We start from the raw sequence: 22,968 nt of genomic DNA on the forward strand, positions 1-22,968 counted from the left end.
CAGCACTCCGGCGACAACAGATTCAATCGCGTGATTCGAAGCGCAGGACACGCAGCCGGCTTTCGTAGTCCTCCCGGTTCACATAGCAGCCGTGGAAGACCCGTTTGCCGGTGTAGCTCATGCGGCCATGGAGAACGCGCCAATTGTTGAAGATCAGCGCCATGCCGGGGCGCAGTCGGATCTTGAGCCAATTCGCCTGATCGCACAGGCGCCGATGAAGCTCGCCATAGGCCTGGTAGAACGCGGTCATCTCGGGCTCGGGAAGACAGAACGGCGCGCGGTCATAGTTGTTGAACGTAATCTGCACGAGCTCGCCGCGCGAATCCAACCGCAGCGGCGCCCGCTCGGCGTTCAGATAGACACCCGGCTCGACGTAGCGTCCCGGAACGATGACCCGGGTCAGGGTCTCGTAAGACGCGGGCGCATCGGCCGCGATCGATCGGGCGACCGCGAACCCGTCGACCAGGATGCTCTCGCCACCGCTGCCGTCGAATTCTGCACAGTTGAACATTTGCAGGCCGGGCGCATCGTGGCTGTAGGTGGCGTCCGTATGGGGCTCGAGATATTCGGTCGAATAGGCGGTGTCGGCGTGTTCCTCGAGTTCCGCCGACAGGGTCGACACACCGCCGAAAATGGTCCGCCGGACATAGCCGACGCGGTTGGCGATCGCCGCCGTCGCCTCGACCGTCGCCGGCACGCCGTCGACCACGCAGAGCCCCCACACGTAAATATTCACCAGCATCTCGCGCAGGACCCGGTCGTCGGCCAGGAGCCCGTCATTGGCGACCATGGGCAGCGGGTCGGGCGCGTCCGCCGCCGTCCAATAGGCCGGGCTTTGCTCCGCTCCGACGTGATCCGGGCTGGGCGCAAGGTCTGCGATGGCGGCGAGGAACTCGGCCGAGTACTCGCTCGCGGCTTGGCCGTTGTTCCAGATTACGGCGAGGCGATCGCCGCCCTCCTCGATGCGGACGTCGACGCCATGGATATCGGCCGGAATGGCAAAGGTGTCGACGCGGCGCTGCAGCGTTCTCGGGTCGAGGCTGCCTTCGTCTTCGCCATGGTCGCACAGCCAGAACCAGGGAAACGTCGAATCACCCTCCGAACCGGCCCAGCGCACGCGCAAACCGGCGTCCGTCGGCCGTGCGTCGAGAAGTCTGAGCTCGGTCATGGCGCACCACCTTTGCCTTGTCCAAAGAAGTCAAATGCAGTAATTGTACGAATGTACAATTCCAACAAACGCTCGTCAACAGGGTGCGCGATCACCCGATCGACGAAACGCGGAGAGGCAGGGCCCGATGGCCGGCGATACGGTCAAATTCCGCCGCAAAGGCGAAGAGCGCCGTCGCCAGGCCTTCGTCGAGGCGACCCTCGACTGTCTTGCCGCGCACGGCTACCACGGCACCACGGTGCGCAAGATCGCGGCGCTGGCGGGGGTCGCCCCGGGCCTGCTCACCCATTATTTCAGCGGCAAGGAAGCGGTCGTCGGCGAAGCCTATCGAATATTGGCGGCGCGCCTGCTGCGGCAATGTCTCGACGAGGCGGAGCAGGCCGGCGAGGCCCCCATTGCCCGGCTGCGCGGATTCGTCCTGGCGTGTTTTCAGACCCCGAGCCTAGATCCCAATCTGCTTCGCGTCTGGGTCAATTTCTGGGCGCTGACCTATACCCATGACACCATTCGCGCGGCCCATGCGGAAACCTACGGCGCCTACCGGCGGGCGCTGACCGGGCTGATCGCCGATGTCCTCGCCGCGGCGGGGCGCCCGGTCGCCGGGCCCGAACTGGCGCGGCTCGCGATCGGCGCCAATGCCGTGCTCGACGGCTTGTGGCTCGAATACTGCCTCGATCCCAGCGCGTTCAAGACGGAAGATGCAGGCCGTATCGCCTGCCATTATGTCGGCAGCGCCCTCGGCGTCGACCTGTCGCCAGCCGCCAATCCGAAATCGTGACACCGGGCGTGTGACGTCCAGCGGATGGCGCACACGATAGCCATCAAGGATCGGGCCTTGTGACAGGCGGCAAGTTGCGCCAATAGTCGTCCTTTCGATGTACAAACGGGCCGATGACCGTCACCAGCTTCGATACCGCGCCGCCGCGCCTCGATAGTTCCGCGCTGGCGGACATCGCCGCCACCCATTTCGGTATAGACGGCGCGATCGAGACCCTCGATTCGGAACGCGACCAGAATGCGCGGATATGCTGCATCGATTCGGACTCTTATGTCCTGAAAATCGCCAATTCGGCAGAAAGCCTGGAATTCCTCACCATGCAGAACGCTGCGCTGCGGCATCTCGCGGACCGCGATCCGGCGCTCGGCGTGCCCCGCGTCTGCCCGGCCCGAGACGGTAACGGACTCGCCACCCTCGGCGACGGCGACGGCAATCTGGTCCGAATGTTGACCTACCTGCCCGGCACCGTTCTCAAGGAGGCGCCCAAATCGCCCCGCCTGCTCACGAACCTCGGACGTTTCATGGGGCGGGTGGACAGCGCCCTTCAGGGCTTCATGCATCCGGCCGCGATTCGCCCCGACTTCCTGTGGAACCTCGACAATGCCGCCGCCTGCCGAGACTACGTCGAGGCCATCGAACCGCCGGAAGACCGCGCTCTCGTGGCGACGGTTTTCGATCGCTACGAGGCCGTCGTTGGCCCGCGCTTAGGCGGGCTGCGCTGCGCGGTCATTCATCAGGACGCCAACGATTACAACGTCCTGGTCGATGCGGCCGACCCCGAGGAAATCACCGGCCTGATCGATTTCGGCGACATGGTCTGGGGTCGGCAGATCAATGACCTCGCGGTCACCCTCGCCTACGCGCTGCTCGATCACACCGATCCGCTGGCGGGTGCCGGCCACGTCGCCGCCGGCTATCACGACGTCTTTCCGCTGCAAGAAGCCGAGTTGGCGGTATTGATGGACCTCGTCGCGCTGCGGCTGGCGATGAGCGTCTGCATCTCCTCGCACCGCGGCGCCGCGCACCCCGACAATGAGTACCTGCTGATCAGCCGGCGACCGGCCCTCGAACTGTTGCGCCGCCTGGCTGGCATCAATCCGGATTTCGCCCATTTCACACTCCGCGACCGGTGCGGCTATCCAGCCGTGCCGCGGGGGGCCGAAGTGGCCGGTTGGCTGGCCGAGAACCGGGCCCGTTTTGCCCCCGTCCTCGGCACCGACCTGCGACGGGCGCGCAAGATCTATTTGCCGATGACCGATGGGGCGCCGGGCGTGGAGCATGCCGCCGACCCGGCCGCCTATACCGAATTCGTCGCCGACTGGCTGGCGCGGCATGATGCCGATTTCGCAATCGGCGGATACGGCGAGGACCGCGCGGTCTATCTCGGCCCGCAGTTCTCCTCGGATGACGGCTCGGCGACGCGGACCGTCCACCTCGGCATCGATCTGTTCGGCCCCCGCCGGCATCCGGTGCACGCCCCGATCGCTGGCCGGGTCATCAGCGCGGTCGACAACGCCGCGCCCTACGATTACGGCCCGACGATCATCCTCGAACACCCGACCCTTCCGGACGGCCCCCGCTTCTGGACCCTTTACGGACATCTCAGCCGCGACAGCCTCGACGGACTCGCGCCCGGGACCGACGTCGCGACGGGCGACCGCATCGGTTGGTTCGGCGAGCCCGACGAGAACGGCGGCTGGGCGCCCCACCTCCATTTCCAAATCATGACCGACCTGTTGGGCCTGGATGGAAACTTTCCCGGGGTCGGGGAACGGCAACGCATTGCGGTGTGGCGCGCGATCTGCCCCGACCCCAATCTGGTTCTCGGCCTGCCGCCGGAGGCACTCGGTCCTCCCGGCCGCGATCACGATCGCCTGCGCGCGGCTCGGCAGCAACGGCTCGGACCCTCGCTCAGCCTCAGTTACAGCCATCCGCTCGAGATCGTCCGCGGCGACGGCGTGTGGCTGATCGACCACCGCGGGCGCGCCTATCTCGATTGCGTCAACAACATTTGCCACGTCGGCCATTGCCACCCCCATGTGGTCGCGGCGCTCGGCCACCAAGCCACGATGCTCAACACCAATACCCGCTACCTCCATGAAACGGTCGTCGATTATGCCGCCCGCCTGACGGCGCTCCTGCCCGAGCCGCTCGGCGTCTGTTTCTTCGTCTGTTCGGGGAGCGAGGCCAACGAGTTGGCGGTGCGCCTGGCACGCACCCATACCGGTCGCGGCGACGCCGTCGTGCTCGACGGCGCCTATCACGGCAACACGTCGACGCTGGTCGGCCTCAGCCCCTACAAGTGCGAAGGGCCCGGCGGCCAGGGCTTGAAGCCCGATGTCCACAAGGTCGCCATGCCCGACCCCTATCGCGGACCTCATCGCGGCATGACCCCGGCCACCGGCCAGGCCTATGCCGAGGACGTGACGCGAACCGTCGACGCGTTGACCGGCGCCAACACGCCGCCGGCGTTCCTGATCGCCGAATCCCTGTTGAGCTGCGGCGGACAGATCGAGCTCCCGCCGGGATACTTGAAGGCCGCTTATGCCGCGGTCCGTGGCGCCGGCGGGGTCACCATTGCCGACGAGGTCCAGGTCGGTTTTGGCCGCGTCGGCAGTGCCATGTGGGGCTTCGAGACCCAAGGCGTGGTGCCCGACATCGTCACCCTCGGCAAGCCGATCGGCAACGGCCATCCGCTGGCCTGCGTGGTCACCTCGCCGGCGATCGCCCGATCGTTCGCCAACGGCATGGAGTATTTCAATTCGTTCGGCGGCAACCCGGTCTCCTGCGCCGTCGGCATGGCCGTTCTCGACGTGATCGAAAACGAGCACCTGCAAGACAATGCGCGCCAGGTCGGCAAATATCTCCTCGAGCGCCTGCGCGGCCTCCGGACCTCTCATGCCATGATCGGCGACGTCCGCGGGCTCGGTCTCTTTGTCGGCGTCGAGCTGGTCACCGACCGGACGACGCGGGATCCAGCGACCGCGGCCGCCAAAGCGGTGGTCAATCGGGCCAAGGACATGGGCGTGCTGCTGTCGACCGACGGCCCCTTCGACAATGTCATCAAGATCAAGCCGCCGCTGGTCTTCTCGCGCGCCAACGCCAACCTGTTAGTCGACACGCTCGATCGGGCCTTGGCTTTGGAAATTTGATCAGGCGCGGCCGATATCGTCGTCGCCGATCGACGGGATCGCGCCGCATAGCGCGCAGGCCGGGTCGCGCTTGACGGTCAGCGTCGTAAAACTTCCCGCCAAGCCGTCATAGAGCAGCAAGCGCCCGGAGAGCGATTGACCGAGGCTGAGGATTTCCTTGAGGACTTCGGTCGCCTGCAGCGACCCCACGACGCCGGCGACGGCGCCGAATATCCCCGCCTCCTCGCAGCGCGGGACCAGATCGGCGGGCGGCCTGTCGGGAAACAGGCAGCGGTAGCAGGGATGCTCACCCTCCACATAAGCCTTGAAGGTCGAGAGCTGGCCGTCGAACCGCAGCAAGGCGCCGCCGACCAAGGTCTTGGCGGCGAAAAAGCAGGCGTCGTTCAGCACGTAGCGGGTGGTGAAGTTGTCGCTGCCGTCGGCGACCAGATCGTAGTCGTCGATGATGTCGGCGGCGTTTTCGGCGGTCAGGCGGCGGTTGTAAGGCCGGACCAGGATTTCCGGATTGATCGCCGCCACCGCCTCGACCGCGCAATCGACCTTGGGCCGCCCCAACTGGTCGGTGCGGAACAGCACTTGGCGTTGGAGATTCGAGAGTTCGACGGCGTCGTCGTCGATGATTCCCAGTGTGCCCACGCCGGCCGCCGCCAGGTATTGGATCAGCGGCGCGCCGAGGCCGCCGGCGCCGACGACCAGGACTTTCGCCTGCAACAACCGCGCCTGGCCCTCCTCGCCGACCTCATCGAGAATGACATGGCGGGCATAACGGTGCAGCTGGGCGTCGGATATTTCCATCTTTCCATCCATGCAGCCGGCGCCCGGTTAGGACGTGCCCGTGGATCCGAAGCCGCCGCCGCCGCGACCGCTTTCGGGCAGCGCTTCGGTTTCCGCCCAAACCACCGCCGCCACCGGCGCCACCACCAGCTGGGCGATCCGCATGCCACGGCCGATGGTGAACGGCGCCTCGCCGGCATTGATCAGGATGACCTGCACTTCGCCGCGATAATCGGCGTCGATCGTACCCGGACTGTTGGCGACCATGATGCCGTGCTTGAGGGCCAGCCCACTACGGGGTCGGACCTGGGCCTCGTATCCGGCCGGCAAGGCGAGCGCGATTCCGGTCGGTACCAGAGCGCGCCCGCCCGGCGTCAGCACGAGATCGGTCGCCACCGCGGCGGCCAAGTCCATCCCCGCGGCCCGGTCCGTCGCGTACGCGGGTAAGGGCAGGTCGGCGCCGTGCGGCAGGCGCCGCACCGTCACCTCGACCGCATTCATGAACCATCCTTGAAGTGATCGGCGACCCGCCGGCCGAGCCGCTCGGCGACGTCGGTCTTGCTCAAGCTTGGCCACGGTTCGTCGAAATCGGCACCGATCAGGTGAACCGTATTGGCGTCACCGCCGAAGGTGCCGGTCGCCGGCGATACGTCGTTGGCCAGAATCCAGTCGCATGCCTTGCGCGTGAGCTTGGCCCGCGCGTTCTCGACCACGGACTCGGTCTCGGCGGCGAATCCGACGACAAGGGCGGGCCGTTGGTTTCCGGACCGGGCCAGGGTGGCAAGGATGTCCGGGTTCTCGGTCAACGACAAATCGGGCGGGCCGCCGCCGTTCTTTTTCAGCTTGTTCTCCGCGATCCCGTCGGACCGCCAATCGCTGACCGCGGCGGCGCAAACCGCGACGTCGACCGGCAGCGCGGCCTCGCAGGCGGCGAGCATGTCGCGCGCCGATTCGATATGGACGACGTCGACGCCGGCCGGATCGGCTTCGCGGGTCGGCCCGGCAACCAGCACCGTCGCCGCGCCGAGCCGGGACAACGCGGCGGCGATGGCATGCCCCTGCTTGCCCGACGAGCGGTTGGCGATGTAGCGCACCGGGTCGATCGCCTCGACGGTCGGCCCGCTGGTCACCAAAGCGCGGCGGCCGGACAACGGCGCGTCGCTGTGAAAATAGTCCTCGATGGCGGCGATGATGGCTTCGGGCTCCGCCATCCGTCCCATGCCAAATTCGCCGCATGCCATATCGCCCTCGACCGGCCCGGCGAAACGGACACCGCGCGCGCCAAGGGTCGAGATATTGGCTTGGGTCGCCGCATGGTGCCACATGCGGACATTCATGGCCGGGGCGGCCAAGACGTCCTTGTCGGTTGCCAGCAGCAACGTGGTCGCCAGATCGTCGGCCTGCCCGTGGGCCATCTTGGCCAGGATATCGGCGCTGGCCGGTACCACGGCGACGAGGTCGGCGGCGCGCGACAGGCGGATATGTCCCATTTCGCTTTCGTCGGTGAGCGAGAACAGGTCAGTGTGGACTTTTTCCTCGCTCAACGCGGCGAGCGACAACGGGGTGACGAATTCGGCGCCGCCCCTGGTCAGGACACAACGAACCGACGCGCCCCGTTCGCGCAGCCGACGGATCAGGTCGAGGCTCTTATAGGCCGCGATCCCACCCGAAACGATGAGTAGAATTCGCTTACCCTTCAACATCTTGCCCTCATGGGACACCATTTCCGAAGCTTAACCTAGTGCCGCCGGCAGGCTGGGGCAATGGCGGATCGGTCGGGCGTCGAAGGCCGGTTGCGGCGGGCTTCCGGTATTCGGCCCGGCCGCCTACTTGTCCTTGGCGGCGTTGGCCACCGCGACCATGCTCCAGCCGCTGAACACGAGCTGAATGCCGACCAGAAGGCCGATCGCCCAGGCGGCCGAGGACGGCCACTCGCCCCAGATCAGCAACCCGACCACGATCGTCGCGATGGCGCCGGCAAGCATCCAGCCCCAGCCATCGGTCGGCCGCGCCCGAACCGCGATGATGCAGCGCAATATTCCCTCGACGACGAAGATGACACCGAGCAGCAGGGTGAGCGTCAGCACGCCTTGGAGCGGGAACAGAAGCAGGATCACGCCGGCAGCGAGATAGAGGATGCCGCTGATGACCGCCATGACGACTTCCTGCCACCCCTTGCAGCGAAACGCATGGATCAGCGTCGCGATACCGCCGACCGCCAGCAGCCAACCGACCAGCAGTTCGACCGCCAGCGACGCGATCTGCGGGACGATGATCGCCGCGCTGCCGAGGACGATCCAGACGACGCCGAGCACGAGAAACCAGTTTCGGTGCTGCTTGACCAGATCCTCGAAGGCGTGGACGAGTTTTTCGGGCGTGTCGGCGATTCCGCCGAGCGCGCCCGACGCCTGGTCGGTGGTCTCGGCCTTTGGTTCGGAAGCGGCCGGCTCCGGCTTGTCCGGCGGATCTTGATTGGTCATCGGTTGGGTCCTGCTCGATCGGTGAGGTGAATTCAATTGTAGGAATGGAGTCTAGCACAGAACAAGGTTGCTACGGGAGCATACCGGACCGCGGGCCAAGGGTCAGCGAACCCGCCGCCGTGGACGACGCGCGCCGAGACCGAGGGCGACGAAGCTCCACCCGCCCATGGCCAGATAGAGGCCGATCACCAATCCCAGCACCCAAAGCGCCGCCGCCGGCCAGCGGACCCAGGCCATGACGGCGAGACCGAAGGTCAACAACGCGGAGAAAATCGCCCACGCCTTTTCGTGTCCGCTGTGGAGCTGGATCGCGAACACCAGCTTGATGACGCCCTCGGCCGACAGGAACGCCGCCAGCAGGAGCGAGACCATGACGATGTCCTCGGGGCGGAGGATCAGCAACGTGCCGGCGGCGGCCAGGAACACGGTGCCACTGGCCATCTCGGAAAAAGTCGCACGGCCGTAGCCGTCGCGCAGCGGCAGGATGACCTGGCCCGCGCCGGCCACCGACAGGATGGCGCAAAAAAACAGATCGGCAGGAGGTCGGGCAATCAGTGGCACGCCCATGGCGACGAGGCCGAGCGCGATCCAACAAGCGCCCAAGGCAAGAAACCATGCGGTCTTGCCGATCATCGCCTTGGATCGGCGCTTTTTCACGCGCAGCTGGCGTTTGGGTTTTGCCTTTTCGGCCATCGGCGGGGCCTAGAGCACGGCGATGGTGATGACCGCGAGCAGGGCCACCGCCAACCACAACGGCCACAGCAGGGCGGCCGAATTCCGCCCGCCGCGCAAGGCGCGGACCGATTCGGGATGCAAACGGAGGCCGCCATCGCCGAACATCTGCAGCGCGCGATCGGCCTCGGCGAGAAAGGCCGGCAACCGCTCGACGGCGCCGCGGAAATCATCGGCGGCGTCGCGCAGCCGCGCTTCGGGGCCCAAATTGTCGCGAATCCAGTCCTCGATCAGCGGTCGCGCCAGTTCCCACATATTGATCTCCGGATTGAGGCGGCGCCCCATGCCTTCCGCCAATAGCATGGTTTTCTGCAATAGCAATAGTTGTGGCTGGGTCTCCATTTCGAAGACCTCGGTGACCTCGAACAATTGACCCAACAGCCGGGCCAGCGAAATCTCATGGAGCGGTCGGCCGAGCAACGGTTCGCCGATCGAGCGGCAGGCTTGGGTGAACGCGTCGACCGATTTGTCCGTCGGCACGTAGCCGGCGCGAAAATGGACCTCGGCCACGCCGCGATAGTCACCGGTCAGGAAGCCGATCAGCATTTCCGCCAGGAAATACCGGGTCTTTCTGTCGAGCCGGCCCATGATGCCGAAATCGACGGCGACCAGGTTGCCGTCGTCGTCGATGAACAGATTGCCCGGGTGCATATCGGCATGGAAGAAGCCGTCGCGGAACACCTGGTTGAAGAACGCCGAGGCCGCCTTCTCGAGGATGGCATCCAGGTCTTGGCCGGCGGCGACCAGGGCCTCGACGTCGCCGACCGGCGTGCCGGCGATCCGCTCCAGCGTCATGACCCGGCGCGAAGTCCGCGCCCAATCGACCTCGGGGACGATGAAATAGGGATCGCCCTCGAAATTTTCCCGCAATTCGCTTGCCGCCGCCGCCTCGTACCGCAGATCCATCTCGAGCGCGACGGTTTCGGCAAACGTCCGCACGACCTCGACCGGTTTGAGGCGGCGAAACGACGGCTGGGTGCGCTCGACGATCTCGGCGATCCAGTAGAACAGGTCGAGATCGCGACCGAAGGCATCCTCGATTCCGGGCCGCAGGATCTTTACCGCGACCTCGCGGCCTTCCGTGGTGATGGCGAAATGGACCTGGGCGATGGACGCCGCCGCGACCGGCACGTCGTCGAAGGATTCGAAGCACTCCTCGACGGCCATGCCGAGCTCGCGCTCGATCGTGGCGCGCGCCGCGGCGCCGGGGAACGGCGGCAGCCGGTCCTGCAATTTGGCCAGATCGGCGGTCATCTGGTCGCCGAGCAGATCGGCCCTCGTGGACATCGCCTGGCCGAGCTTGATGAACGACGGCCCGAGCTCTTCCAACGCCGCCGCCAGGCGCTCCCCGTCGCGGCCTTTGCTGCGGCCGCGTGATACCAGCCGCGCCGCCAGGCTGACCGCCGGCGCCACGCCGAGCCGGTCGAGCAGAAACAGCGCGTCGTGCCGGGCGAGCGTGCGCGCAATCTTGAGCAGACGGCCGATGTGGCGGATCGCGCGAAACATGATCATGTGCCGGACCGGGTTGGAGCGCTCTAGTCGGCGAGATGGCCCTGAAGCCAGAACGCGCCGGTGACGTCGACATCGGGGTTCAGCTCCAGGCCCTGGCTGAGTTTATGTTTCGCCGCATAGAGAACGATATCGTAATCGCGGTTGTCGAGCCGCAACGGCGTGACTTGCAACTCGGTAAACGTCCGGCCGCCGAGCTCGCACGATGCGATCTCCTTGACCGGCGCGTAGAAACTGTAATCGCCGGCCTCCCACTCCTCGATCGGAAACATCATCGCCGCGCCGTCGAGCTCGAGCTTCAGCGGCCCATCGCCGTCCCCGACATCGCCGCCGGCGGCCCGGATCATCTGGCGCACCATGCGGCTGCGATCCGGATCGGAGATTTCGACGTAGTCCCGATCCGGGCGCTTTACGTCGTAAGCGATGGCGCCGAGACGAAAGGGATAGGTCTGTCCGATTTGATACTTCGCCCGATTGAGCCCGTAGAGGGCGTCGAAGAAGGTGATCCGCGAGCTCCCATCGATGGTGCCGGAGAGGCGGCCTTCGACGCCGCGGGTGTCCTCGTCGATGTCGGCCAGCGTGACATCATGGACGATGCCGGTGCAGCAGAATGGGTAGGCACTGACCAGGGTGTTTTGTTCGGCTTCCTTGTCACGGGCGACCAGGAGCAAATGGCGCAAATCGCCGTCGGCTTCCGACAAATAGATGATTTGGTCGGGCGTGACGCCGTTGATCACCCCCGGCGCGCCGGTCCAATCCTCCTCGAGGATAATGTTGAGCGAATTGACGAGTTCGGGCAGTTCCTCGTCGATGAATGTCTTGATGTCTTCGTAAATGCAGTGCCAATGAGCGCCGTGACCCATTTCACACCCGCCACGCCGAATGGATGGCGGCGATGCCACCCGACAGGTTGCGGAAGCGGACCTGATCGAGCCCGGCCGCGCCGATCCGCCGGACCAGCTCGTCCTGGGGCGGAAACCGGCGAATACTCTCGACCAGGTACTGGTAGGCGTCGCGATCGCCGGCGACCCGGCTCCCCAGAGCGGGCAGCCAGCGAAACGAATAGGAATCGTATGCGCGCTCGAGCCAAGGCAGCGAAACGCGGCTGAATTCAAGGCACAGGAAGCGGCCGCCGGGACGCAGCACACGCCGCGCCTCTTTCAGCGCGGCATCGATCCGGGTCACGTTGCGCAATCCGAAGGCGATGGTGTAGGCGTCGACCGAGCGGTCGGCGAAAGGCAGCGCTTCCGCATCGCCGGCGATCCAGTCGACACCGCTAAGAACGCCGCGATCGATCGCGCGCCGGCGGCCGGCGGTCAGCATGGAGGTGTTGATATCGCAGACGGCGACCGCCATGCCCGGGCAACGGCCGACGCAACGCAGAGCGATATCGCCGGTGCCGCCGGCGACATCGAGAAGCTTCATGCCGCTATGCGGCCGCAGCCAATCGACGAATGCGGCCTTCCACAACCTATGAACGCCGAGGCTCATCAAGTCGTTCATCAGATCGTAGCGAGCGGCCACGCTGTCGAAAACAGCGCGCACCATACCGGCTTTGCGGTCGGCCGGAATGTCGCGGAATCCGAAATTCGCTGTCGGATCTGCGATGGGACCTGGGGCCTTCATGGGCCGGACCATAGCGTGCCGAATGGGCGGAAACCAGCCCTGTCGCATGAGTTGCGGAGGACGATCGAACCACCTCGGTCGAGCTCGTCCGAGGCCGCCATTTGCACGCGCCTCGGCACGCGCTATACCTGCGCATTACAAGATCGATCCGTGTCCCCGATGCCCGAACTGCCCGAAGTCGAAACCGTTTGCCGCGGCCTTGCGAAAGTGCTCGAGGGGCGCCGCCTCACCAATGTCGAGGCGCGCCGGCCGGACCTGCGCATCCCGTTGCCGCAGGACTTTTGCCAACGGCTGACGGGCAATCGCGTCGTCCGCGTCGGGCGACGGGCGAAATATATGGTCGTCAGCTTCGCCGACGGCGCGGTGCTGATATCCCATCTCGGCATGTCGGGGCGTATGGTCATCGCCGAGGTCCCGCATCAACCGCCGGGCGCCCACGATCACATTATCTTCACCACCGACGAGGGCGTCGAAATCAGGTTCAACGATGCACGCCGGTTCGGATTGATGACGTTGGACCACATCGACAGCATCGACGCCCATCCCTTGCTCGCCGGCCTCGGGCCGGAGCCTCTCTCCAACTCCTTCAGCGGACCGGTGCTGGCCGCCGCCATCCGGGGCCGGCGGTCTTCGATCAAGGCCGCGCTGCTCGATCAACGGGTGGTCGCCGGGATCGGCAACATCTATGCGTCGGAAGCCCTGTACCAGGCCGGTATTTCGCCGCGGCGGCGGGCGGGCACGGTCCAGCGCGGGCGCGCCGACCGCCTCTCCGCGGCCATTCGAACCGTCCTCGAACGGGCGATCGAGGCCGGCGGGTCGTCGCTCCGCGACCACCGGCAGGCGACCGGCGAGTTGGGTTATTTCCAGCATCAATGGGCGGTCTACGACCGCGCCGGGGCGCCGTGCCCGGACTGTTCCTGCGACCATGCGGCGAACGGCGGAATCCGGCGCATCGTCCAGCAGGGCAGGTCGACATTCTATTGTCCCCTGCGGCAGCGATAGGGTACAACGCCCACCGCGCGACAGCCGGCGATCCGACCCGCCCGTTGCCGTCGATCACGTTTTTCTCGACCGACCCCATAACACGCGGGAGCAAGCAATGGCTTACGAGAACATCATTGTCGAGAGGCGCGATGCAGTCGGCCTCATCACCCTGAATCGCCCCAAGGCACTGAATGCCCTGTGCGATGCGCTGATGATCGAATTGAAGCATGTGCTCGACGATTTCGAAGCCGACGACGCCATCGGCTGTATCGTCGTCACCGGCAACGAGAAGGCTTTTGCCGCCGGCGCCGATATCAAGGAAATGCAGACCCGCGATTACATGGATGTCTACCTCGGCGATTTTATCACCGGTGATTGGGAGCGTTTGGCGAGTTGCCGCAAGCCGGTGATTGCCGCAGTCGCGGGGTATGCGCTCGGCGGCGGCTGCGAGGTCGCGATGATGTGTGATTTCATCATTGCCGCCGAGAACGCACTGTTCGGCCAACCGGAAATCAAGATCGGCACCATCCCCGGCTCCGGCGGCACCCAACGTCTGACCCGCTTCGTCGGCAAGTCGAAATCGATGGAGATGTGCCTGACCGGCCGCATGATGGACGCCGACGAGGCCGAACGTGCCGGCCTGGTGTCGCGGATCGTTCCGCTCGAATCGCTTCTCGACGAGGCGCTCAAGGCGGCGGAGACGATCGCCAAGTTGTCGCGGCCTTCGGTCTTGATGGCCAAGGAAGCCGTCAATCGCGCCTATGAAACCTCGATGGCCGAGGGAATTCGATTTGAGCGACGGCTGTTCCATTCGACGTTTTCGACGGCCGACCAGAAAGAGGGCATGCAGGCGTTTATCGAAAAGCGCGATCCTGATTTCAAGAACCGCTGAATTGGGCCGGCGCCGGTTTCGCCGCAGCGCAGCGAAGGGGTTGACGCCAATCTGTCTGCCCTGTACAAGCGCCGTTTCATCGGTATTCGAGCAATGAGAAACGGTCATGGCGCACCATAAATCGGCGCGCAAGCGCATCCGCCGCAACGCCAAGCGGGAGGTCATCAATACCGCCCGCCGAAGTCGCATCCGGACGTTCGTCCGCAAGGTCGAGGACGCGATCAAAGGCGGCGACAAGGAGAAGGCCGCCGAAGCGTTGCGCGCGGCTCAGCCCGAGATTCATCGCGGCGTCTCCAAGGGCGTGATTCATCGCAATACGGCCGCCCGGCGATTGTCCCGTCTATCAGCGCGCATTAAGACCCTCTCCTGACCGATCACTGTAGTTCGGTGCGCTAGCCCCTCCCGTGGAGGGGCTTTTTGATTCCGGTCGCTCGACCATCGCGTCGGCGATCAGGCCGCGTCGCAAAAGTGTGATGATTCTGTCACGCGACTGAAAATTTTCGCAGGTTCACGATTCGGTCCGGTTGCGAATTGCCATCGTCGTCGGTTAAAGTGACCTTCGCGTGATCGTTCATTGGCAAGTCAATCACGTAGACGTGGGAAGTAAAAATGTTCATTCTTCCCGTTTTTACTTAAAGAAGGTTAAGAAAGGACGACAAGTCAATAATAATGCTCGATCCTTTCCCCCTTCAAATACGAAAACAACGATCGGACTGACGAAACGCCGCCGGCGAGGCATTCGTCGAAACGGGGTCGGTTCGCGCGCCGGAATACGGCGTCACAGCTTTGGGGGAGGGTATGGTGCTCGGACACCAATTGAGCACAGAGGGCATATTGGTCAACACGATCAAGACTCATACGAACTGCTGCAAACGGCGGCCGCAACGTAGCCATTTCGATCGAGCGGGGAGGCGCTGAGATGGCGCGGTCGCTCGAGACCTTGTGGGCTCATGTTCGCGTCCGCATGCGCCAGGAATACGGCGAAGCAGAATTCAAGAGCTGGCTCAAGCCGCTCACCATCATTGATGCCCGCGAGAACAGATTGCGATTGGCGGTCACCACCCGGTTCATGCGCGACTGGATCCAGAACCATTACGCGGAACGCATCCGCGACATCTGGAACGACGAGGGCGGCGACGTCACCGGGGTAGACATCGCGATCGCCACCTCGCAGTCCTCGAGCTCTTCCTACACGCGTACCGCGGCGAGCGAGGCCCGGATCTTCGACCATACGGGAGAATCGCGGATCGGTGCGCCGCTCGATGCGCGGTTCACGTTCGCCAATTTCATCGTCGGCAAGCCGAATGAACTCGCCCATGCCGCCGCGCAGCGCGTGGCAGAGGCCTCGGCGGTCCCCTTCAACCCGTTGTTCTTGTATGGCGGCGTCGGGCTCGGCAAGACCCATCTCATGCATGCGATCGGCTGGTGCATCCGCGAGCGCGATCCGTCGCGACGGGTCGTCTACATGTCGGCCGAGAAGTTCATGTTCCACTTCATCCGCGCCGTTCGCTACAAGGATCAGATGGCGTTCAAGGAGCAGTTCCGCTCGGTCGATATCCTGATGATCGACGACGTCCAGTTCATCAGCGGAAAAGATTCCACACAGGAAGAATTCTTCCATACCTTCAACGCCTTGATCGACCAGAACCACCAGATAATCATCTCCTCCGACAAATCGCCGTCGGATCTCGACGGCCTCGAGGAACGGCTGCGGTCGCGCCTCGGCTGGGGTTTGGTGGCCGACATCCATCCCACCTCCTATGAGCTTCGCCTCGGCATCCTGCAGTCGAAGGCGGAGACCCTGAAAGCGGAGATTCCGATCAAGGTCTTGGAATTCCTCGCCCACAAGATCACCTCCAACGTCCGTGAGCTGGAAGGCGCCCTCAATCGTATCGTCGCTCACGCCACGTTGGTCGGCCACGCGATCACGCTGGAGACCACCCAGGACGTGTTGCAGGACCTGCTGCGGGCCAATGACCGCCGGGTCACCATCGACGAGATTCAGAAGAAAGTCGCCGAGCACTTCAACATCCGTCTTGCCGATATGCATTCGGCGCGGCGGGCGCGGGCGGTCGCGCGGCCCCGTCAGGTGGCGATGTACCTCGCCAAACAGCTAACGGCGCGTTCGCTTCCCGAAATCGGGCGCAAGTTCGGCGGCCGCGACCACACCACGGTGATGCACGCCGTGCGCAAGGTCGAGGAGCTCAAATCGAACGACCGCGCCTTCGCCGAGGACGTCGAGCTGCTGCGCCGGATGCTCGAAGGATAGAAATTTCGGGTGTGTTGCCGGGGATCGGACCGATCTCCGATTATCGCCCGATCTCGTTGATCCAAAACCCTAACCGCCGCCGACGTGTGTTCCACATGTGCGACCTACGCGCTTCGTGGCGACCGTCGCGAACGCCACCGGCGCGGCCAGAAACCGGGTCGCCATTTGGCCGGCCCGCGCTTCGTCCCCGGTCGTGAGGTACCTGACCCGGCCGCGTTCGTCGGCCTTGCGGCGAAATTCCGGATGGCGATCGAGGTAGGCGACGAGGCTGCGCGCGATCTCGCTCGGTTGATCGAGCACACGGGTCGTCGGCGCGAGGGCGGCGGCGAACAAGTGCGAAATCAGGGCGTAATGGGTGCATCCGAGAATGACCGCATCCGGGTCCGTGCCGAGGCGTCTGACCAACCCGGCAGCGAAACGGGCGACGCCATCGCTGAGTACGCGCTCCGACGCGCCGCTCTCGATCTCGGCGACCAGCCCGGGGCATTGCTGCTGGATCACGGCGATATGGGGCGCCCGCGCTTTTATTTCCTTGCGCCATGCGGAGGTGAACGTGGTCCGCGTGGTGGCGAAGACGCCAATCGATTGCGGCTGTCGGGCGCCGTTGTTCCGGCACCGGCAAATGCGGCCATCCCAGGACCTTCCGGTAACGCCCTCGACCATCGGCACGAACACGCCCAGTATACGATTGTTGGGCCAGGCTTGCGGCAACCAGTCCCTCTGCAACGGCCGTAGCGCCGCCGCCGCCGCCGTGTTGCAAGCGACGATGACAATGGTGCAGCCGTGCTGGAACAGCCGCTCGGCGCCGGCGCGCGTCAAATCCTCGATCTCCGCGACCGAACGGTCCCCATAAGGGGCATTGGCGTGATCGCCGAGATAGGTGAAGTCGCGGTTGGGGAGCGCCCCCCTTAGGGATTGCAGCACACTCAACCCGCCGCTGCCGGAATCGAAAACACCTATCATGGCGTGTCGGAATCTAGGGGCAGATTGTGGCGGAATTGCTGCGCCGTTTGCCGCTTCGTGGCGGCGGCGGTCGGCCAGTCGACGCACGGCTGACCCGGCGGCCGGTCGGCTGCCTCCTGGGCCATCTGCGGCCGCCGGGCGGCGGTCCTCGAACGGTTCCGGCCCCGGCGCCGAGATTGAGAGATAGAACTTTGAAAAATATGGACCTTTTTATGATGGAATTTGCAATCGAGTGCTTATCAAGCGGTCCCTTCGTGATATACTGTTCGCCCGTTGCCGCATCCGTCGAAATCCGCGGGTTCCCAGACCGGCGGCGGGGTCAAAGCCATGCCACGCCGGCGTGAACCACAACGAAAAACGACCGACGGATCGCCATGAAACTTGTGATAGAACGAGCGGCTCTTCTGAAGTCGCTGGCCCATGTGCAAAGCGTGGTCGAGCGCCGCAACACCATCCCCATACTCTCCAACGTCCTCATCGAAGCACGCGACGGGCGGCTGAAACTGACGGCGACCGACATGGACCTGGCGATCGTCGAGAGCGTGGCCGCGGAAACGCCGCAGGATGGCGATACGACGGCCCCGGCGCATACGCTGTACGATATCGTTCGCAAACTCCCGGACGGCGCCCAGGTCGAGTTCAATGCCGATGGCGACCGCTCCCAGCTGGCGATCATGGCGGGGCGGTCGTCGTTCTCGCTAAGCTGTCTGCCGACCGAGGATTTTCCGCAGACCGACGGCGCCGATTTTCCAACCGAATTCCAGCTCGCGGCGGAGGAATTGCGCGGCTTGATCGACCGCACGCGGTTTGCCGTGTCGACCGAAGAAACGCGCTACTATCTCAACGGAATATATTTCCATTGCGCCGACGGCGAGGGCACCAGCGTATTGCGGGCGGCGGCGACCGACGGCCACCGCCTGGCCCGGGTCGAAATGCCGCTGCCCGTCGGGGCCGAGAACATGCCTGCGGTCATCGTCCCCCGCAAGGCGGTCGGCGAATTGCGCAAATTGATCGATGAGACCAGCGAGCCGATCACGGTGTCGCTGTCGGAAACCCGCGCCCGCTTCGCCTTCGGCGACGCGGTGCTGACGACGAAGCTGATCGACGGCACCTTCCCCGACTATGAGCGCGTGATTCCGACCGAAAACGACAAGGTGCTGGAAGTCGACCGCAAGGTCTTTGCCGAGGCCGTCGACCGCGTGTCGACGATCTCGACCGAGAAGTCGCGCGCCGTCAAGCTCGCAGTGTCCGAGGGCTCGCTGGTGCTTTCGGCGACCAGCCCGGAGAACGGCAGTGCGACCGAGACGATCGAGGTCTCGTACCAGGCGGACGGCCTCGATATCGGTTTCAATTCGAGGTACCTCCTTGATATTGCGCAGCAAATCGAAGGCGATGGCATCCGCTTCGTGATGGCCGATGCATCGTCGCCGACCCTGGTCCAGGATTTGGCCGACGCCAGCGCCCTGTTTGTCCTGATGCCGATGCGGGTGTGAACACGGTCTTGCAACAGATGCCGGTCGCGGCCGATCGGCCCCGTACGGCGGTGACGCGTTTGACCCTGTCGGCGTTCCGTTGCTACGGCCACGCGCGCGTCGAGGCCGATCGGCGCCCCCTGGTGCTGACCGGGCCCAACGGCGCGGGCAAAACGAACCTGCTCGAAGCGCTGTCATTCCTGTCGCCGGGGCGCGGCTTGCGGCGGGCCAAATTGGCGGAAATCGATCAGCATGGAGGATCGGCCGCGTGGGCGGTGGCAACGACGGTGGCGGGCGCCGATGGCGCCGTCGAAATCGGCACCGGCCGCGACCCGCTCTCGGCCGGCGGGGTCGGCCGACGGGTGGTCCGCATCGACGGTGCGCCGGCCGGCCAAAACGCCTTGTCGCAATGGGTTTCGATGCTGTGGGTGACGCCCGAGATGGACCGGCTGTTCGTCGATGGCGCCGGCGCCCGGCGGCGCTTCCTCGACCGCCTGGTCTTCAGCTATGACGCCGCCCACGGCAGCCGCATCAACGCCTACGATCATGCCATGCGCGAGCGTTCGCGGTTGCTGCGGGACGGGGCGGCGAACGATTCCTGGGCCGGTGCGCTCGAAGCGATGATGGCCGAGCACGGCGTCGCCATCGCGGCGGCGCGGGCGGAAGTGGTGGCGCGCCTCGATTCGGCGGCGCGGCTCGGCGTCGGCCCGTTTCCCCGCGCCGCGATCGCGATCGGCGGTATCGTCGAAGGCTGGCTGGCGGATATGCCGGCGCTCGCCGCGGAAGACCGCCTACGGGCGCTTCTCCACGACAGCCGCGGACGCGATGCCGAAAGCGGCGGTGCCGCGGACGGCCCCCATCGCAGCGACCTGGATGTGCACCATGTCGGCCGAAATCTGGCGGCCGCCCTGTGCTCCACCGGCGAGCAAAAGGCCTTGCTGCTGTCGTTGGTGCTGGCTCACGCGCGCCTGTTGGCTGCCGAACGCGCGGCAACGCCCATCCTGCTGCTGGATGAAGTCGCCGCCCACCTCGACCGCGACCGGCGGGCGGCGCTATTCGATGAAATCTGCGCGCTCGACATGCAGGCATGGCTGACCGGAACCGACGACCTCCTGTTCGAAGCCTTCGGTACACGAGCCAACCGATTGAGTGTCGAAAACGCGACGATCAGTGCCGCGGCGTGATGAGTGATTGGGAAGATGAGCAAGAAAACCGATAAACCCGCGAAGCGCGGCGCCGCCAAATACGATGCGGAATCGATCAAGGTGCTACGCGGCCTCGATGCGGTGCGCAAACGCCCCGGCATGTATATCGGCGACACCGATGACGGGTCCGGCCTGCATCATATGGTGTACGAGGTCGTCGACAACGCGATCGACGAAGCGCTGGCCGGTTATTGCGACCGGGTCGAGATCACGCTGAACCCGGACGGCTCGGTCACGGTGAGCGACAACGGCCGCGGCATCCCGACCGAAATCCATGACGAAGAAGGCGTTTCGGCGGCCCAGGTGATCATGACGCAGCTTCATGCCGGCGGTAAATTCGACCAGAACTCCTACAAGGTTTCGGGCGGGCTCCACGGCGTCGGCGTCTCGGTCGTCAACGCCTTGTCGGAAAACCTGGAACTGCGAATCTGGCGCGATGGCCAGGAGCATTTGATGCGGTTCGTCCACGGCGAGCCGGCGGCCGCGCTCGAAATCGCCGGCGAGGCCGGCGACCGAACCGGCACCGAGATCATTTTCCAGCCTTCGACCAAAACCTTCACCATGACCGAGTTCAATTTCGCCACCCTCGAGCACAGGATGCGCGAATTGGCGTTCCTCAATTCCGGGCTGACCATCGTCCTGACCGACGACCGCGGGGTCGAGACCCACCAAGTCGAAATGCACTATGAGGGCGGGATCGTAGCCTTCGTCACCTATCTCGACCGCAGCAAGACGCCGCTCCACGACCCGACGATCTCGATCATCGGCGAGAAGGACGGTATCGTCGTCGAATTGGCCATGCAGTGGACCGATGCCTACCACGAGACGATGCTGTGCTTTACCAACAACATCCCGCAGGGCGACGGCGGCACTCATTTGGCCGGCTTTCGCGGCGCCCTCACGCGGACCGTGAACGGCTATGCCAACCAATCCGGCATCGCCAAGAAGGAAAAGGTGAACCTCAGCGGCGACGACGCCCGCGAAGGCTTGACCTGCGTGCTGTCGGTCAAGGTGCCGGATCCGAAATTCTCCTCGCAGACCAAGGACAAGCTGGTCAGCTCCGAAGTGCGGCCGGTGGTCGAGAGCATCGTCGGCGACAAGCTCGGACAATGGTTCGAGGAGCATCCCAGCGAGGCGCGGCGCATCGTCGGCAAGGTCGTCGAGGCCGCGCTCGCCCGCGAAGCGGCGCGCAAGGCGCGCGAGCTGACCCGGCGCAAGGGCGCGCTCGACATCGCCTCCCTGCCCGGCAAGCTGGCCGACTGCCAGGAACGCGACCCGGCCCAGTCGGAATTGTTCATCGTCGAGGGCGATTCGGCGGGTGGATCGGCGAAACAGGGTCGCGACCGCAAGTTTCAGGCGATTCTTCCGTTGCGCGGCAAGATCCTGAACGTCGAGCGGGCGCGCTTCGACAAGATGCTGGGCTCGGCCGAGATCGGGACCCTGATCGCCGCGCTCGGCACCGGCATCGGTCGCGAGGACTTCACCGCCGACAAGGCGCGCTACCACCGCATCATCGTGATGACCGATGCCGACGTCGACGGCAGCCACATCCGCACCCTGCTGCTGACCTTTTTCTACCGCCACATGGTCGAGCTCATCGAACGCGGCTTTCTCTATATCGCCCAGCCCCCGCTCTACAAGGCCAAGCGGGGCAATTCCGAGCGCTACCTCAAGGATGACAGCGAACTCGACCGCTTCCTGATCGACGCCGCCATCGACGAGGCCGTGCTGACCCTGCACAGCGGTGAGCAAGTGGCCGGCAAGGACCTGCGGCAGCTGGTCGAACGCGCGCAGATAATCTGCAAACTGCTCGACCCGTTGATCCGCCATGTCGGCGATGCGGACGTCGTCGAGCAGGCGGCAATCGCCGGCGTGCTGAACCCGGACATCCTTTCCGACGGCGAGCAGGCGGCCGCGGCGGCGCAATACATCGCCGGGCGCCTCGATGCGATGGCCGGCGAGCACGATCGCGGCTGGCGCGGAGAGCCGCTCTCCGACGGCGGCCTGAAATTCACCCGAACCCTGCGCGGCGTGACCACCGAACATATCATCGACGGCGCCGTCATTCGCAGTTCGGAGGCGCGTCGCATCGACGCCGAAGCGGCGGAACTGCAACGGTATTATGCCAAGCACGGCAGTATCGCGTCGAAGGAGCGGGAAGACCGCGTCACCGGCCCGATCGGCCTGGCCGAGGCGGTGACGCGGATCGGCCGCAAGGGAATTTCAATCCAGCGCTACAAGGGTCTCGGTGAGATGAACCCGGAACAGCTCTGGGAAACGACGCTCGACCCCAACGCCCGCACCCTGCTCCAGGTCAAGATCAACCACGTCGAGGAGGCCGGCCAGGTGTTCGAGACGCTGATGGGTGACCTGGTCGAGCCGCGCCGCGATTTCATCCAGGAGAACGCGCTCAAGGTCGCCAACCTCGACGTGTGACCGGGTCGGTCAGCCGGTGGCGTCCCCGGTATCCGCGTCGCGCGGCTCCGGCATGGCGACGAAAATCATGACGCCGAGGATGATGGCGGCGAACATGCCGGCGGTCTCCTGAGCGTTCCAGATCTTCGACTGCCACATGGCGAACCACTCGCTGGCGACGACCAGAAAGCCGAAACCATAGAGCAGGAAGCCCATCAGCAGGCCGAACACCGCCAGTGACTTGGCCCGGTTGAAGTTTTCCGAACCGCCGGCCCAGGAAATCATCAGCCTGAGCGCGCCGAGCCAACAGAAAAAGGCGGTCAGGCCCTCCCATCCGATGATCAGCCAATAGGCTTGGATCTGCAGGATGGGATCGTCGATAGCGCGCCACATCAGATTCGGCGATTGGTACGTCGTATCCATGCTGAGGACATGGCGGACAGCGGCAAAGTTGCTGTCGAAATCGACGACGTTGCCATAGACCACGAGCGAAAAAAACGCCGCGATCACCGTGACCGCGACAATCTTTGCCATTCGTATCGTCATTGT

Annotated in this window: 20 protein-coding genes; 9 read left to right on the forward strand and 11 right to left on the reverse strand. The window is 64.9% G+C overall.

The genetic code is table 11. The features are described from left to right. Positions 1-22: 22 nt before the first annotated feature. A complete protein-coding gene (locus GY791_03700) occupies positions 23-1,168 on the reverse strand; it encodes a trimethyllysine dioxygenase (GenBank protein ID MCP4327524.1) in 1,146 nt (381 codons plus the stop codon). 127 nt (positions 1,169-1,295) lie between these two features. Between GY791_03700 and GY791_03705 the strand changes: the two genes are divergently transcribed. Then, positions 1,296-1,946 (forward strand): TetR family transcriptional regulator, encoded by a 651-nt coding sequence (locus GY791_03705; protein ID MCP4327525.1) that lies wholly within the window; start codon positions 1,296-1,298, stop codon positions 1,944-1,946. 113 nt (positions 1,947-2,059) lie between these two features. Beyond that, positions 2,060-5,098: an aminotransferase class III-fold pyridoxal phosphate-dependent enzyme gene (locus GY791_03710; protein MCP4327526.1), complete on the forward strand. Its 3,039-nt coding sequence runs from the start codon at positions 2,060-2,062 to the stop codon at positions 5,096-5,098. On the opposite strand, the gene moeB is transcribed toward GY791_03710, so the two are convergent. From moeB to ubiE, 8 genes are all read right to left on the reverse strand, one after another. After that, on the reverse strand, positions 5,099-5,893 hold the full coding sequence (gene moeB, locus GY791_03715; protein MCP4327527.1) for a molybdopterin-synthase adenylyltransferase MoeB: 795 nt from the start codon (positions 5,891-5,893) through the stop codon (positions 5,099-5,101). 27 nt (positions 5,894-5,920) lie between these two features. Beyond that, positions 5,921-6,373, reverse strand: coding sequence for a dUTP diphosphatase (gene dut / locus GY791_03720; GenBank protein MCP4327528.1), 453 nt, complete (start codon positions 6,371-6,373; stop codon positions 5,921-5,923). Then, the gene (gene coaBC, locus GY791_03725; GenBank protein ID MCP4327529.1) at positions 6,370-7,575 is read right to left on the reverse strand and encodes a bifunctional phosphopantothenoylcysteine decarboxylase/phosphopantothenate--cysteine ligase CoaBC; all 1,206 of its coding nucleotides are present in this window, start codon (positions 7,573-7,575) and stop codon (positions 6,370-6,372) included. The genes dut and coaBC overlap by 4 nt, the downstream gene beginning before the upstream one ends. 123 nt (positions 7,576-7,698) lie before the next feature. Further along, positions 7,699-8,352, reverse strand: coding sequence for an HdeD family acid-resistance protein (locus GY791_03730; protein MCP4327530.1), 654 nt, complete (start codon positions 8,350-8,352; stop codon positions 7,699-7,701). 102 nt (positions 8,353-8,454) lie between these two features. Next, complete coding sequence (locus GY791_03735) at positions 8,455-9,045, reverse strand: hypothetical protein (protein MCP4327531.1); 591 nt, start codon at positions 9,043-9,045, stop codon at positions 8,455-8,457. 9 nt (positions 9,046-9,054) lie between these two features. Continuing rightward, the gene (ubiB, locus tag GY791_03740; protein ID MCP4327532.1) at positions 9,055-10,590 is read right to left on the reverse strand and encodes a 2-polyprenylphenol 6-hydroxylase; all 1,536 of its coding nucleotides are present in this window, start codon (positions 10,588-10,590) and stop codon (positions 9,055-9,057) included. Between the two features lie 29 nt (positions 10,591-10,619). After that, the gene (locus GY791_03745) at positions 10,620-11,456 is read right to left on the reverse strand and encodes a hypothetical protein (protein ID MCP4327533.1); all 837 of its coding nucleotides are present in this window, start codon (positions 11,454-11,456) and stop codon (positions 10,620-10,622) included. Position 11,457: 1 nt separating this feature from the next. Next, the gene (gene ubiE, locus GY791_03750; protein MCP4327534.1) at positions 11,458-12,219 is read right to left on the reverse strand and encodes a bifunctional demethylmenaquinone methyltransferase/2-methoxy-6-polyprenyl-1,4-benzoquinol methylase UbiE; all 762 of its coding nucleotides are present in this window, start codon (positions 12,217-12,219) and stop codon (positions 11,458-11,460) included. A gap of 159 nt (positions 12,220-12,378) precedes the next feature. On the opposite strand from ubiE, the gene mutM reads away from it, so the two are divergent. The 4 genes from mutM (at position 12,379) to dnaA (ending at position 16,364) form a co-directional block, all read left to right on the forward strand. Beyond that, entirely contained in the window at positions 12,379-13,221 is an 843-nt protein-coding gene (mutM, locus tag GY791_03755; GenBank protein ID MCP4327535.1) for a bifunctional DNA-formamidopyrimidine glycosylase/DNA-(apurinic or apyrimidinic site) lyase, read from the forward strand. 97 nt (positions 13,222-13,318) lie between these two features. Then, complete coding sequence (locus GY791_03760; protein ID MCP4327536.1) at positions 13,319-14,095, forward strand: enoyl-CoA hydratase; 777 nt, start codon at positions 13,319-13,321, stop codon at positions 14,093-14,095. Between the two features lie 106 nt (positions 14,096-14,201). Further along, positions 14,202-14,465, forward strand: coding sequence for a 30S ribosomal protein S20 (gene rpsT / locus GY791_03765; protein MCP4327537.1), 264 nt, complete (start codon positions 14,202-14,204; stop codon positions 14,463-14,465). Between the two features lie 549 nt (positions 14,466-15,014). Beyond that, entirely contained in the window at positions 15,015-16,364 is a 1,350-nt protein-coding gene (dnaA, locus tag GY791_03770; protein ID MCP4327538.1) for a chromosomal replication initiator protein DnaA, read from the forward strand. A gap of 69 nt (positions 16,365-16,433) precedes the next feature. Here the strand turns inward: dnaA and GY791_03775 are convergent, their stop codons facing one another. After that, positions 16,434-17,327, reverse strand: a complete 894-nt coding sequence (locus GY791_03775) for a glutamate racemase (GenBank protein ID MCP4327539.1) — start codon at positions 17,325-17,327, stop codon at positions 16,434-16,436. 374 nt (positions 17,328-17,701) lie between these two features. Here GY791_03775 and GY791_03780 point away from each other — a divergent pair, with 374 nt between their 5' ends. Genes GY791_03780 through gyrB form a run of 3 tightly spaced genes read left to right on the forward strand, consistent with a single transcriptional unit; the run spans position 17,702 to position 22,440 of the window. After that, positions 17,702-18,820: a DNA polymerase III subunit beta gene (locus GY791_03780; GenBank protein ID MCP4327540.1), complete on the forward strand. Its 1,119-nt coding sequence runs from the start codon at positions 17,702-17,704 to the stop codon at positions 18,818-18,820. A 17-nt stretch (positions 18,821-18,837) separates the two neighbouring features. After that, positions 18,838-19,983: a DNA replication/repair protein RecF gene (recF, locus tag GY791_03785; GenBank protein ID MCP4327541.1), complete on the forward strand. Its 1,146-nt coding sequence runs from the start codon at positions 18,838-18,840 to the stop codon at positions 19,981-19,983. A gap of 15 nt (positions 19,984-19,998) precedes the next feature. Next, positions 19,999-22,440: a DNA topoisomerase (ATP-hydrolyzing) subunit B gene (gene gyrB / locus GY791_03790; GenBank protein MCP4327542.1), complete on the forward strand. Its 2,442-nt coding sequence runs from the start codon at positions 19,999-20,001 to the stop codon at positions 22,438-22,440. A 9-nt stretch (positions 22,441-22,449) separates the two neighbouring features. Here the strand turns inward: gyrB and GY791_03795 are convergent, their stop codons facing one another. Further along, positions 22,450-22,965 carry a DUF2165 domain-containing protein gene (locus tag GY791_03795; GenBank protein ID MCP4327543.1) on the reverse strand — a complete coding sequence of 172 codons (516 nt, stop codon included), beginning with the start codon at positions 22,963-22,965 and terminating at the stop codon, positions 22,450-22,452. Positions 22,966-22,968 lie beyond the last annotated feature (3 nt).

The organism is Alphaproteobacteria bacterium, assembly GCA_024244705.1.
In the GTDB taxonomy this organism is placed as follows: Bacteria; Pseudomonadota; Alphaproteobacteria; order JAAEOK01; family JAAEOK01; genus JAAEOK01.